The 12747-nt window shown below is 40.5% G+C and carries 13 protein-coding genes; 5 read left to right on the plus strand and 8 right to left on the minus strand.

The annotated features are described in order from the left end of the window. The 3 genes from fldB to KUL10_RS16730 all read left to right on the plus strand — a co-directional run bounded on the left by fldB (window position 1) and on the right by KUL10_RS16730 (window position 1827). A complete protein-coding gene (gene fldB / locus KUL10_RS16720) occupies window positions 1–549 on the plus strand; it encodes a flavodoxin FldB (RefSeq protein WP_110430099.1) in 549 nt (182 codons plus the stop codon). Next, window positions 527–1318, plus strand: coding sequence for a CLCA_X family protein (locus tag KUL10_RS16725; protein WP_110430100.1), 792 nt, complete (start codon window positions 527–529; stop codon window positions 1316–1318). The genes fldB and KUL10_RS16725 overlap by 23 nt, the downstream gene beginning before the upstream one ends. A gap of 104 nt (window positions 1319–1422) precedes the next feature. Beyond that, entirely contained in the window at window positions 1423–1827 is a 405-nt protein-coding gene (locus KUL10_RS16730) for a biopolymer transporter ExbD (RefSeq protein ID WP_110430101.1), read from the plus strand. Window positions 1828–1892: 65 nt separating this feature from the next. On the opposite strand, the gene KUL10_RS16735 is transcribed toward KUL10_RS16730, so the two are convergent. The 5 genes from KUL10_RS16735 to KUL10_RS16755 all read right to left on the minus strand — a co-directional run bounded on the left by KUL10_RS16735 (window position 1893) and on the right by KUL10_RS16755 (window position 6272). Then, a complete protein-coding gene (locus tag KUL10_RS16735; protein WP_110430102.1) occupies window positions 1893–2396 on the minus strand; it encodes a YgjV family protein in 504 nt (167 codons plus the stop codon). A 40-nt stretch (window positions 2397–2436) separates the two neighbouring features. Continuing rightward, on the minus strand, window positions 2437–2805 hold the full coding sequence (locus tag KUL10_RS16740) for a hypothetical protein (RefSeq protein WP_110430103.1): 369 nt from the start codon (window positions 2803–2805) through the stop codon (window positions 2437–2439). A 505-nt stretch (window positions 2806–3310) separates the two neighbouring features. Next, entirely contained in the window at window positions 3311–4591 is a 1281-nt protein-coding gene (locus KUL10_RS16745) for a TRAP transporter large permease subunit (protein ID WP_110430104.1), read from the minus strand. After that, a complete protein-coding gene (locus tag KUL10_RS16750) occupies window positions 4591–5124 on the minus strand; it encodes a TRAP transporter small permease subunit (RefSeq protein ID WP_199509304.1) in 534 nt (177 codons plus the stop codon). Before KUL10_RS16750 ends, KUL10_RS16745 begins: the two co-directional genes overlap by 1 nt. Window positions 5125–5204: 80 nt before the next feature. Further along, window positions 5205–6272 (minus strand): TRAP transporter substrate-binding protein, encoded by a 1068-nt coding sequence (locus tag KUL10_RS16755; RefSeq protein WP_110430105.1) that lies wholly within the window; start codon window positions 6270–6272, stop codon window positions 5205–5207. A 247-nt stretch (window positions 6273–6519) separates the two neighbouring features. Between KUL10_RS16755 and KUL10_RS16760 the strand changes: the two genes are divergently transcribed. Both KUL10_RS16760 and KUL10_RS16765 read left to right on the plus strand, forming a co-directional pair. Then, window positions 6520–7929, plus strand: a complete 1410-nt coding sequence (locus KUL10_RS16760) for a cache domain-containing protein (RefSeq protein ID WP_110430106.1) — start codon at window positions 6520–6522, stop codon at window positions 7927–7929. A gap of 1 nt (window position 7930) precedes the next feature. Continuing rightward, window positions 7931–8560 carry a response regulator transcription factor gene (locus KUL10_RS16765; protein ID WP_110430107.1) on the plus strand — a complete coding sequence of 210 codons (630 nt, stop codon included), beginning with the start codon at window positions 7931–7933 and terminating at the stop codon, window positions 8558–8560. A gap of 28 nt (window positions 8561–8588) precedes the next feature. Here KUL10_RS16765 and KUL10_RS18975 read toward each other — a convergent pair whose 3' ends face one another. The 3 genes from KUL10_RS18975 to KUL10_RS16780 form a co-directional block, all read right to left on the minus strand. Further along, entirely contained in the window at window positions 8589–10340 is a 1752-nt protein-coding gene (locus KUL10_RS18975; RefSeq protein WP_110430108.1) for a PAS domain S-box protein, read from the minus strand. A 227-nt stretch (window positions 10341–10567) separates the two neighbouring features. Further along, window positions 10568–11134 carry an elongation factor P-like protein YeiP gene (gene yeiP / locus KUL10_RS16775; protein WP_110430109.1) on the minus strand — a complete coding sequence of 189 codons (567 nt, stop codon included), beginning with the start codon at window positions 11132–11134 and terminating at the stop codon, window positions 10568–10570. A gap of 117 nt (window positions 11135–11251) precedes the next feature. Then, on the minus strand, window positions 11252–12673 hold the full coding sequence (locus KUL10_RS16780; RefSeq protein ID WP_110430110.1) for a TonB-dependent receptor: 1422 nt from the start codon (window positions 12671–12673) through the stop codon (window positions 11252–11254). Window positions 12674–12747 lie beyond the last annotated feature (74 nt).

The raw sequence follows: 12747 nt of genomic DNA on the forward strand, positions 1-12747 counted from the left end.
ATGCAACCTAATATCGCTATTTTTTATGGCTCAACAACCTGCTATACCGAAATGGCGGGTGAGAAAATACAGCAAACATTGCAAAAGCAACTCGGTGATATCAACATCCCTATGTTTGATATAAAAGAACACGCACTTGAAAAGTCTCAACAGTTCGACGTGATCATTTTTGGTATCTCAACTTGGGATTTTGGTGAGCTACAAGAAGATTGGGAATCGACTTGGGAGGATATTAAGTCGCTCCAACTTGCCGGCAAAACAGTTGCCCTATATGGGCTTGGAGATCAATTAGGCTATGCCGACTGGTTTCAAGATGCGTTAGGTATGCTGCACGATGAGCTTGTCATTTTGGATTGTGAGCTTGTCGGTTACTGGCCAAACACGGGTTACGAGTTTACTGCTTCAAAAGCCTTAACCGAAGATCAGCAATTTTTTGTAGGCTTGAGTTTGGACGACGAAAATCAATTTGATCAGAGTGACGAACGTATTCAACAGTGGTGCCAACAGCTTGCAGAAGAGCTAGGAAATGCCCAACTCTCACCCTACTAGACTAGAGCGCGGCTTTTACCGAAATGGCGAAGCGCACCGAGCAGGCGCTGACGTCAGTTTTTCGGATGTTATGCGTTTATTTAATTTTAGTTCGATTCATATTGGTAAATGGGTGACTCGCCAAGAGCAACAAATCGCCGCAAACCTTTTCTTTGACGCTTTGTGCGACTTAATGGATATCTTGCAAGTACCCGAGCAAGTTATATCTTTAAATGGCACCCTTTCCCTCGCATTTGGAGTCGGCGGTCAAAAGCATTCGAGTGCTCATTATAATAGCGCAAAAAGGCAGCTTTCACTGGCTAAAAATGCGGGTGGAGGCGCATTGGCACATGAGTGGTTTCACGCATTTGACCACTATATCTGTGATAAAATGTATAACCTTAAGAAACAAAACGCTTTTGCTAGTGAGGTTTGGTTGAATGAGCTTGCAGTTATCAACAAGCATCCATTGAACCAAAGTTTAAGTCAATTTTTTGAACGTGTATTTCTAAACGACACCTTAGATGCCCCTAGCACGCTTATGAATCAAAGTATCTCTGCTGATAAGCACTGTGGCTTCTATTATTACGCAAGACCTCAAGAAGTGGCGGCCCGCGCATTTGAAGCATGTATTCAAAACCACAGCTTAAAAAACACCTTCCTTGTACAAGGGACAAAACAAACAGCAGAAGCAAAGATAGGAATTTACCCAAAGGGATATGCTTTAAATCTGATTCAGAGCGAAATTATTCAATATTTCAAGCAATTAGCTTATGCGTTAGGGCGTTAAAACAGTCAAATTGGCAGTTTTTTAACAATTTTAGATACAAAGCACTAGGCATTTTCTACAGAGGCTTTATACTAATGGTCTGAACAAAGAGGACGAGCTGTAAAATGAAGAGAAAAAAGCATACATCCGGTGATGATGACGCACAGGTCGATATGACGCCAATGTTGGACATCGTGTTCATCATGCTGATATTTTTTATCGTAACTACAACCTTTTCATCCGAAAAGGGACTTGATGCGAACCGTCCAAAAGATAACAACAATCCCAGCCAACCTAGCAAAGCATTATCGATTCGCATTGACGAAACAGGTGAAATACTTCTTGGTGGCCGAGTCGTTGACATCCGAAGAGTAGTTGCAAATGCTCAGACGTATCTTGCAAACAACGCGACAGACTCTGCCGCAATTCAAGCTCATGAAAACACTGAGCATGGAATAGTTGTTGAGGTGATGGACCAAGTTAAGCTCGCTGGGATCGAGAAAGTATCGGTGCTGGTTAAGAAAGACTAGAGCATCTTTCCTAAATTAAAAAAACCGCTAACTAGCGGTTTTTTTTTGCTCATATTTCATGAGTGCTAGATTGTTTTTTTCCTATCAGAAAACAACTTATACAAAATACTACATAAGTTGCTGATATTAAAAATCGTTCCAAATATTGAGCCTACCATGACTGCATAAATTAACCCAAGCGTCTCCGCTAAGATAAACCATTGCCTTATTTTAGCTGCATTTTTGATCGCAATTGAGCCCACAGTAAAAATCAAAGATGAAGCATACGCCACTAAAATGAGCAGTCCATGCTCCAACACCAATAACTCCAAGAGTAAGAAACCAATATTTAACAAGACAAAGGTAATCAATATATGATTTCCACGATATTTCATAGCGATTAAATTACGGATACAAGCAAGCGCGCAACCTATGCCAGCGGCCATGGCACCGAGTAAAAAAAAGTGGGTACTGACAGCAGCCAAGGCCATTGCAGAGATAAGTAAATAACGATTTATATCGTCTTGGCGGTAACCAATAAAGTTAAGGATGACGGCAAGCGCGCCAAAAGATTCTGCTATTAGCAGCATTAAAACTCCGAAATATAGTTAAAGCGTCCCTAAAAGGAGCCTATACTCCGTTTTTTTGGTCACGCTTCCATTGTTGATAAGACATAACGACAGGTTCATCAATATGGTCTGCTGGATAAGCATACAAACCGAAATCGTTGCCTTTATGGTGTGATATTACAATCGCGTATTTTGGCATTTTAAACACACGTTTGTGAAGAGGATCCCAAAGCGGAATATGATATTTTTCCATTTTGATGATAGGGACCTTAACGCCATTGATTTCTTTCCAATCATCAGCGACAGGGTTGGGTACTTTTGCGTATATACAATGGAATGGCATTTTAACGAGCACGCCATCCCACCAGAATTGCTCAATCACAATATTGTCAAACAAGGTTTCTATTTCTGTAGGAATAGTTGTAGCCATTTTACACTTCCCCTTACGTGACCTTAAAAACTCACTTTATACAGTTCTAATCCCTTACAACTTTCGACTCTATAGTTAGGTTATCTCGAATTCGAGAAATAACTTTAGTCTTATGTATTTAATGTAACGCGACTATCTACGCATTGCAAATATATAAAACCCAATATGCAATCACCCTAAACCATTAAAAAATATAGTTTTTTATAGATGCCACAGATTTTTTCATGGTACTTTATTGCTAATTTAATTTCATGATTTTAACAAATCATTCTGATTCTTATGACCTTAGATGCCTTACAAGCAATTAAACTTAAGTCTAATTATTCACAATTCACGTATGTCTTTTTTTATTCGAACAAGTCCTTTACTCAAAAATGCGCTCTTTAATACATTCGTGAAGAATGTTTAAATTTTAAATCGAATGCCTTGCTCTTATTGCTCATTACATAGAAAAAGGGCATGACTAACGATCATGCCCTCTTCGAACAGCAAAATATCAATCGGTTTAAAACATTATAAATGTATCAGGGAAAGCGACTATCAACCCTAAAACCAACACTTGAAGCGCAATAAATGGAACGACGCCTTTATATATCGTTGTCGTTTTCATCGATTTAGGCGCCACACCTTTTAAATAAAATAAGCTAAACCCAAAAGGTGGCGACAAGAAGGAGGTTTGCAGATTCATCGAAATTAAAATTGCGAACCAAATTAAGTCTATATCCAAGGCCATTGCAACAGGAGTAATAATAGGGACAACAAGAAACGCAATTTCAATGAAGTCAATAAAGAAGCCTAGAATCAAAATAGCTACCATGACTAAGACAATAAACGTCCACTTTTCACCAGGAAGCTCTAAGAAAAATTCTTCGACTAAATATTCGCCACCAGAGTAACTAAACACCATCGAAAACGCAGTCGCACCGATAAGTACTGCGAAGATCATTGAACTGACTTTAACGGATTCCTTTGATACCGCAAAAATCGTCTTTAAAGAAATACCACCGTAAAATTGAGCCAAGATAATTGCACCCACCGCACCAATCGCTGAAGATTCTGTTGGCGTAGCGATACCACTAAAAATAGATCCTAATACAGCCACAATTAACAATAAGGGGGGCACAATGTCTTTTGCTGCTTGAATCATAATCGCTGTTTTATCTTCTTCAACCGGAATCGGTGGACAGTAATCAGGCTTAACCCAGCTCAAAATTAAAATATAAAGCACATATGAGCCGATTAGCATTAAACCGGGGATCACTGCTGCTTTAAACAAGTCACCCACTGGTAAGCCCATCACGTCACCTAAGATAATCAGTATAATAGATGGCGGTATGATTTGACCCAATGTGCCAGAGGCACAAATAACGCCTGCCGAGGTGGGTTGGTGGTAGTTGTTTTTTAGCATAACAGGCAGTGAGATCACTCCCATAGCAACCACCGATGCACCGACTACCCCTGTTGAAGCAGCTAATAAGGCACCGACCAAAATAGTCGCAATAGCCACACCACCTGACATACCGCCAAAGAGTTTAGCGGATGATTCGAGTAGGCGCTCTGCAAGCCCGGTTTTTTGAAGCACAATACCCATAAAGATAAACATCGGTATGGACATCAAGGTCGTATTTTCCATGATGCTCATAATGCGATATGGCATGAACTCGAACAGGTCTATCCCTAAAAAGAATACGCCAACAAGCACCGAAACACCCGCAAAGGTAAATGCGACGTAATAGCCCATAAACAACAAGACAAGGGCGACAAAAAATAAGATTAAACCTTCCATTACACGCCCTCGTTATGAATATGATCTTCGTGAACATTAGGGCGTTTTAGCTTCAATATGTTCTCTAAGATGGTGTAAAAAATACAAAGTAGTAAAAATAGATTAGATAGAGGAATAACTGAACGAATGATCCATCTATATGGCAAGCCGCCTGGATCGGGTGAGCCTTCCATCATTTCATAAGCATCCATGGCATAACTGTACCCGTCGTACATAATGATAAGCGTGATTGGTAAAGCAAATAAAAGTGCAGCAGCGATATCAATTTTTGCTTGCGTATGTGGTAGCCACTTTTCATAAAAGATATCGACGCGAACATGCGCGTCTTCTTTTAATGTATAGCCAATACCAAACATAAACATGGCTGCAAACAGATGCCATTCTAACTCCTGCATTCCGATACTGACGTCATTGAAAAAGTAGCGCATCAATACATCATAAAAAACATTGGCAACCATCAAAATCATGAGTAACACACAAAAGTGCCCCATGACATCGATAATCTTGCGCAATGTATTGTGTAAAAAAATCATCTGTTTATAACCTCGTTAGCGAGTGAAAAAGAGGTACCAGCACCAAGCGATTTAAGCTGATACCTCTTGCGTAAAACTTGTTATTTCGAATCGAAGTTGTCTAGGTAAGCGCGGTCAGAGAAGTTAGTCCACTGACGAGCTTTAGCCTTATATGACTCGATTGAATCTAAGATTTTCTTAGTTTGAGGATCTTTAGCTGCAAACTCTGCAAGTAACTTATCGTTTTCGGCTTTAATTGCGTTCATGACTTCAGTCGGGAACGAACGTAACTTAACATTTGGATACTCTTGCTGAAGCGTTGCAAGGTTGACTGCACTTTCGTGAGTAGACTGAGTGTACATATCATAAGCGGCTGTTTTCATAGCAACTTTTAAGATGTTTTGTAGATCTTCAGGCAACTGGTCATAGGCTTTTTGATTAACCATAAATTGAAGTTCAGTCGCAGGCTCGTGCCAACCCGTGTAGTAGAAAGGCGCGATTTTGTGAAAGCCCATGCGCAAGTCTAATGAAGGCCCTACCCACTCTAATGCGTCAATGGTGTTTCTTTCTAGTGCAGTATAAAGCTCGGCAGACGGAATATTAGTTGGCTTAGCACCTAACTTAGCCAATACTTCACCCGCAAACCCTGGGATACGCATTTTGAGACCTTGTAAGTCTTCTAAGCTGTTGATTTCTTTGCGGAACCATCCACCCATTTGATTACCTGTGTTACCACCTGGGAAAGACATAATGCCGTATTTGTCATACGTCTCTTTCATTAGTTCCATGCCGCCGCCGTGGTAGAACCACGCGTATTGCTCTGCGGTCGTCATACCAAATGGCAGGGTGGTAAAGAACAAGGTTTCGATGTCCTTTCCTTTCCAGTAGTAAGAAGCGGAGTGGCCCATTTGGTATTGACCGGTTTTAACAAAATCAAAAATACCCAGCGCAGATTTGTGCTTGTTTGACGAGTCGATTCTAATTTTTAAACGGCCGCCTGACATTTCATCAACCATTTTTGCCATATTCTTTGTTGCATCGCCGAAAACAGGAAAATTAGGTCCCCATGTTTCAGCTAAACGCCAACGATAAGTCTTTTCTGCAAATGCCATTGGGCTGAAAGCAATGCTTGCAGCGACTAGGCCTGTAAGTAGTGTTTTAAATTTCATAATCATTCCTGATGCTAGGGTGTTTAAGTAGTTACAATGCTGCGCTTAATGCTTGTCAGCAAATTGTGCATAGAATGTAAATGAGTTATTGCAAACAAACTATCCGTGCAACTACCGAGTGCGCACCTACCTACTAATACCTACGACCTTAGTATTAAAGCTAGCATTGACGAGGGATTACGGTGGATATATGTTATTTTTTCTGAGATTCTTAACACCTTGTTAACATAAGCCTTTGGTCTAAGAGATGTCTTTTTCGCTACGCATTCAGTTTTTTGCAGTCACTCAGGTTATCTTGACCGCTTTGTTAACGTATTTTTTTGTTACCAATGAGTACCGAGATTTATCGAACCAAAATGTGAAAACACTCGAATCATTTTTAATTTCACAAAAACAACAGGAATTACAAAACTATACCGCAATCGCTAAGGCTTCCATTGAGCACATATATGCGGCAGCTGCAGCAGATGACGAAGTTGCTAAAAAGAAAGTCGCCGATATCTTATCCACGCTTATTTACAATGGGCACGATGGCTACTTTTTTGTATACGATGACAAAGGTACCAATATAGTCCTGCCAACAGAGCCATACCGCGTTGGCCAGAATTATTGGGACATCACTAATGACAAAGGCGAAAAGACCATCCAAATTTTGATCGAAAACGCCAAAAACGGGGGCGATTTTTATCGCTACCCTTGGAATCAACCCTCTACCGAAACTGTCACGGAAAAGTTGAGCTTTTCTGACTTTCTTCCTAAATGGGGATGGATGATGGGTACGGGCGTCTACTTAGACAATGTGAAAGCTCAGTTAGGCGTGATTCAAACCGCGATTGATACCCATATTCAAAACACTCGCTTTATCATTCTGCTTGTTGCGCTTACGTCTATTTTTGCGATTTTTGGTGTGGGCGCCATTGTTCAATTTACACAAAAGAAAGAAAGCGATGCAAAAATAAGCAAGCTGGGCCAAAAAATTGTATCCCTGCAAGAAGAAGAACAACGCCATATTTCTCGTGAGCTCCACGACGGGATTGTACAAGTCATGGTTTCAATCAAATACTCCCTTGAAGCCACCGGCAAGCACCTCAATAAACTGGAAGTAGAAAAACCTGCACCGCTGAAAACCGCAGAAGTCAATTTAGCAAATGCGATAAATGAAATACGCAGAATTTCTCATCATCTTCATCCGCGCATCTTAGATGAATTGGGTTTGTCAGAGGCGATGGAGGCCTTGGCTAAAGAGTTTAGTGAACGAACCGGTATTGAAGTCACACTAGAGAAACCTGCCTTGCGCAAGCTATTGACCGATGAAATCAACACGACCCTATATCGGGTCGTTCAGGAGTGCATGGTCAATATTGAAAAACATGCTAACGCGAGCAAAGTGCACATTGAGTTGCTCATCAAAGACAGTTGGCTAACTTTGTCGATCAAAGACAATGGCAACGGCATCGCTAAAGATGTGCTAGATGGCAAGGCTGGGTATGGAATTGGCACAAGAAACCTGGCTGAACGTGTTGAATATCATCGAGGTAAATTTATCATTAAGTCTTCAACAAAAGGCACGACTGTTATTGCAAAGATACCCAGATCGGAATTTGCAAACCACTACCTAAAACAAAAAGAAGAATTCATGAACAAGGAGGCTGTTTAATATGCAAACGATCAAAGTCATGCTAGTTGACGATCATCCAATGGTACAAGACGGTTTAGTTGCCTGTTTGTCATATTATGAAGATATCGAGATTGTGGGCAGGTGTAATGACGGCCCAGAGGCACTCAATAAAGCCAAAGAGTGTCTTCCGGACGTTATTCTAATGGATATCAGTATGCCAAGTATGAATGGCCTTGATGCAACCGAAGTATTAATAGAGTCGCTAAAGACGACAAAAGTCCTGATTTTCAGTATGCATGAAAATGCGGAGTTCGTAAAAACTGCGGTTCAAGCAGGTGCTTCTGGTTACATTTTAAAAGACACTAATTCTGAAGAGGTGTATCAAGCGATTAAAGCTGTAGCCAATGGCAAATCACACTTTAGTAGCTCAATCGCTAAAGTACTGCTTGAAAAGCCTATCGAGCAAACGAACGATAGATTGACGACCCGAGAACAAATGATATTGTCCTACATCGCAAAAGGCCAATCGAGTAAAGAAATTGCAAAGAGTCTAGATATCAGTTTTAGAACGGTTGAAGCGCACCGACGTAATATTAAGAGCAAATTACAAATAGAGTCACTGGCTGAATTAGTCAGGTATGCAGTTAATCAAGGGTTAGTTGCCAACTAAGAGATATCGATACTTACACAAATCACTCTTAGCCTTTCCCCAAATGCTTGGCTAAATTGTCAACATGCTGCTCTGTTTGTACTATCAATTGACCAATTTCATCAGCCGATTGCGTCGTGCTTTGCGCCAAGTTTCGAACCTCATCAGCAACAACAGCAAACCCTCTGCCGGCCTCACCTGCTCTCGCCGACTCTATCGCAGCATTTAGCGCCAGCAAGTTGGTTTGATTTGAAATAGTATTGATAGTTTGAATAATACTAGCAATGCGCTCCATTACTTCAGACATAGCTTTGTGAGTACTGCCCAAGACTTTATTTCTGGCAGATACATTAGTTGCGTATAGAAGTATTTTTTCTAGCTCTTTACTTGCATTGTACACCGGTGAAAGCGATGCAGAGAGTATAACGTTATCATGTGTTTTATCATTCACTAGGGAAATATCTTGGTAAATGAGCTGGCCATTTATTATCTTTTCCCAATTAGGGCTACCAATCAATTCATCTAGTTTATTAAACTTGGTTAGCATATCCTCGACAGATTCAAATCCAAGCTCTTTCTGACCAAGCTCGTTTGCATGTGTTAACTTGCCATTGATATCAAACTCTAGCGCTATATTACTGGTGTTAATAGCAGAAAGTCGCACATCATTTTCGATTACACGCCTCTTGGTCTTATCTATGTTCGCTTGAATACTAATGAACTTATCGACTTTTCCGTCTTTGATGACTGGATTGATGACCAAACTAATCCAATATGGATTACCGTGCTTGTCGTAATTTAATATCTCTTCGTAAAATGCTTGAGCGCTTTTTAGACTGGCTGAAATCCGTGCAATGGTATCTTTGTCGGTATGCACTCCTTGTAAAATAGCTCCAGGCTTTTTGCCAAGTACTTCTTGTGACTGCCAGTGAGTCAACTTTGTAAAGCCGGGATTTACATATTCAATTTTTCCCTCAGCGTCAGTAATGATGACTGAGTTGTCTGTTTCATTAGCCACTAAGGAAAGGGTGGCAAACGCCTCTTGTTGCAGCTTTTCTTCTGTAATGTCTTTAACAAAAGCGGTGTAGAGTATTTTATTTTCTAATTGCACTTTGGAAAGGGATAGGTTTCCCCAAATTTGACGCCCATCCAATGTTTGAATTTGCACGTCTCTGGAAGTCCCCACTATCTTATCAATACCGCTTGTTCTATTTTGATTGACTAAATCATCATGTTGCGATTGGATTGCGCTAGGTACTAACATTTTAACGTTTCTACCTATCACCTGCTCTCTCGTGCACCCCCACAACTTTTCAGCTGCAGCATTAAAGAAGATTACTTCGTTGTTTTCATCAATTGTAACAACTGCATCAATGCATTGCTCTAGGGTTTGGTCGATGATTTCTTGTGATTCTTTTTGTGCTGAAATGTCTTTTACAAAAGCAGTGTAAAGTTTGCCTTTTTCCACATCAATCTTAGACAGAGACAAATTACACCAAAGTTCTTTGCCTGACTTTGTCTCAATGATTACATCTCTCGCTTTGCCAACAATCTTATCTTGGCCAGTACGTCGGTTGGCATCTATGAATTCATCATGCTTACCTTGAATCGCTCTCGGCACCAACATCTTGACGTTTTTCCCCATCACTTCAGATGCATCATAACCCCACAGCTGCTCGGCCGCTTTATTGAAAAAGGTAATACAGTTAGCCTCATCAATACTCACAATTGCGTCAATAGCTTGTTCTAAAATTTGTCTTAGTGAATCGTCTTTTGACTTAAAAATGTTGAATATACTCATGCAGCAAACGGTCTCTTAAATAGATGATAAAACGCACTCTCTTAAATGCTCAGAGTGATTATAACGACAGAAAAACTGCACAGATTCCGTTCTTAACTCTATCTTTTGAGACTATCGGCAGAAGTGTTAAATACTAAAGTGGAGCGTGATGATGGAGAACAAATTCAGAGCCAGATTAGTCTGGCTCTATGATCATTATAATAGGCGGTTTAATAGAAACTTTTCAATTATGCTCGGCTTGTAAATTTTGCTTCAGCAGTATTGATTTTAATTTTTTCTCCCGTAGAGATGTACTCAGGGACTTGCACGGTCAATCCGGTACTCAAAATTGCAGGTTTTGTCCTAGCGCTAGCAGACGCCCCTTTGATTGACGGATCTGTTTCGATAATGACTAGGTCAACAGAGGCTGGAAGTTCGATACCAACAGGCTTTTCATCTACTAATAGTACCTGTAGACCCGTTGTCTCTTCATTGATAAATAGCAACTCATCGCTAATATTGTCTTTATCTAATGAATAGGGTGTGTAATCTTCGTTGTCCATAAAGACATACTCATCACCATCGACGTATGAAAAGCTGACTTTCTTTTTACTAAACTCTGCTAGGTTGATGATCTCATCTGCTTTAAAGCTTTCATCGGCCTTTATACCGGTGGATACTTCATATAAACGCATACGATACAAACTCGCGCCCGCTCGACCACTTGGCGTTAACTTCGCTATGTCTTTGACAATATAAACTTTTGAGTTGTGCTCTATCGCGGCGTGCTTTTTAACTTCACTGGCTTTTGGCATGAGATTCCTTATGCGATGTGTCTGATTTGCTTGAAATGTGACCACCAAACATGAGGCGGCCTAGTCTCGGCTATCATAAGCGCTCTTTTAGTATGAGTAAATCAATGCTTAAAGTGATTATCGTTTTTTTCTGAAGCCAAAAAAGCCATGCTCTTTGATTTGCTCAGCGACTAACTTGGGTACATTTTTTTCCCAGTCTCCAGGGCCCGATTTTAGGGCTTTTAATACATCTCTAGAGTAAATTTCGAAAAGAGATTTATCGCTGTTTTCTAAACCTGTAAGAAAGTCATTTTCAAGTAAATGACGATATAGAAACCTCAAATGGTCCTGTACTTTTAAATCAGCAAACGATCTTATTTCCCCATCAGATTTAAGCTCTGGGTAAATAAACATGCGAGTGTTATCTGGAAATAGTTTACCGAAACCTTCTAAAATACCGCCTTCTACACCGACATAAGAGTCCTCATCAAAGATCTGTCGCATATTAACCACGCCGACAACAATGCCAATCTGCATTTTTGTGTATTGGCGGAAGTATTCTCTGAGCTTAAAGTAACGTGTATAATCAGAGATCATCACGTTATAGCCAAGCGCATTCAGAATTTGAACACGCTGAACAAGATCTTCTTCAGGCACATGGTTATCATGCCCTTTAGCATCATTTAGTGATATTTCAGCAATAACAATCGTATTTTTATCTTCTATACCGTGCTTGTCTAAAAATGCTTTTTTACCCTGCTCGATCATATCTACGTTTAGATTGGTCACGGGTCTGAATGAGCCTCGTATCGTCAACACATTCTTTTTATAAAGCATTTCAGCTGGAACCGTTATACTGCCATCAGGCTTAAACATGATCGCACGCGTCTTCCAACTTCTGATCAAATGTAAGTTGATCGCTCGATTATCAATATCCTCAAAATAAGGGCCGATGAATTCGATGGAGTCAATTTCAATGCGCCCTGGTTTGATATTATCGGTCAATGAGTCAATGATCATCTTTGGGTTTTCGAAATAATAATATGCCGCGTAGATAAGATTGACGCCAAGCACACCTAACGCTTGTTGCTGAGCTTCCGCATTATCGTCTTTCATACGCACATGCACTTTAATATTTGAGGGTTCGGCTCCTGGATACATTTGAACTCGGATACCACACCACGCATGACACTCATTTTGACGGTTAAAGCTCTTTGCTGCGACAGTGGCTGCATATGCAAAATAACGAGAGGATTTAGAGCGCCCCTCACTAACGCGTTCAACAACTAGATTAAACTCTTGTTCCATCATTGCTTTTACACGCGCTTTACTGACATAGCGACCGTCATTTTGCACACCATAGATAGCGTCGGAAAACTTCATGTCATAGGCAGACATGGTTTTTGCGATTGTGCCTGCAGCTGCTCCCGCGAGAAAAAATTGGCGAGCGACTTCCTGCCCCGCGCCGATCTCAACAATGGTGCCATATTTTTTATCGTCTAAATTTAAACGCAAAGCCTTTTGAGAAGTGTTTCGGCTGCTGACGTTTTTGTGTTCCATCTGAGGCTCCTAAATTTAGTATCTGATATCGGGGAAAGAAATAATCGACAGTTAAATTGCCATTGCTGCTAATT

The sequence above is a fragment of the Glaciecola sp. KUL10 genome, assembly GCF_003203515.1.
In the GTDB taxonomy this organism is placed as follows: Bacteria; Pseudomonadota; Gammaproteobacteria; order Enterobacterales; family Alteromonadaceae; genus Glaciecola.

Excerpts from the sequence above, each read along its gene's own strand:
- fldB (WP_110430099.1), top strand. The coding sequence starts at position 1 with ATGCAACCTAATATCGCTATTTTTTATGGCTCAACAACCTGCTATACC.
- KUL10_RS16725 (WP_110430100.1), top strand. The coding sequence starts at position 527 with ATGCCCAACTCTCACCCTACTAGACTAGAGCGCGGCTTTTACCGAAAT.
- KUL10_RS16730 (WP_110430101.1), top strand. The coding sequence starts at position 1,423 with ATGAAGAGAAAAAAGCATACATCCGGTGATGATGACGCACAGGTCGAT.
- KUL10_RS16735 (WP_110430102.1), bottom strand. The coding sequence starts at position 2,396 with ATGCTGCTAATAGCAGAATCTTTTGGCGCGCTTGCCGTCATCCTTAAC.
- KUL10_RS16740 (WP_110430103.1), bottom strand. The coding sequence starts at position 2,805 with ATGGCTACAACTATTCCTACAGAAATAGAAACCTTGTTTGACAATATT.
- KUL10_RS16745 (WP_110430104.1), bottom strand. The coding sequence starts at position 4,591 with ATGGAAGGTTTAATCTTATTTTTTGTCGCCCTTGTCTTGTTGTTTATG.
- KUL10_RS16750 (WP_199509304.1), bottom strand. The coding sequence starts at position 5,124 with ATGATTTTTTTACACAATACATTGCGCAAGATTATCGATGTCATGGGG.
- KUL10_RS16755 (WP_110430105.1), bottom strand. The coding sequence starts at position 6,272 with ATGAAATTTAAAACACTACTTACAGGCCTAGTCGCTGCAAGCATTGCT.
- KUL10_RS16760 (WP_110430106.1), top strand. The coding sequence starts at position 6,520 with ATGTCTTTTTCGCTACGCATTCAGTTTTTTGCAGTCACTCAGGTTATC.
- KUL10_RS16765 (WP_110430107.1), top strand. The coding sequence starts at position 7,931 with ATGCAAACGATCAAAGTCATGCTAGTTGACGATCATCCAATGGTACAA.
- KUL10_RS18975 (WP_110430108.1), bottom strand. The coding sequence starts at position 10,340 with ATGAGTATATTCAACATTTTTAAGTCAAAAGACGATTCACTAAGACAA.
- yeiP (WP_110430109.1), bottom strand. The coding sequence starts at position 11,134 with ATGCCAAAAGCCAGTGAAGTTAAAAAGCACGCCGCGATAGAGCACAAC.
- KUL10_RS16780 (WP_110430110.1), bottom strand. The coding sequence starts at position 12,673 with ATGGAACACAAAAACGTCAGCAGCCGAAACACTTCTCAAAAGGCTTTG.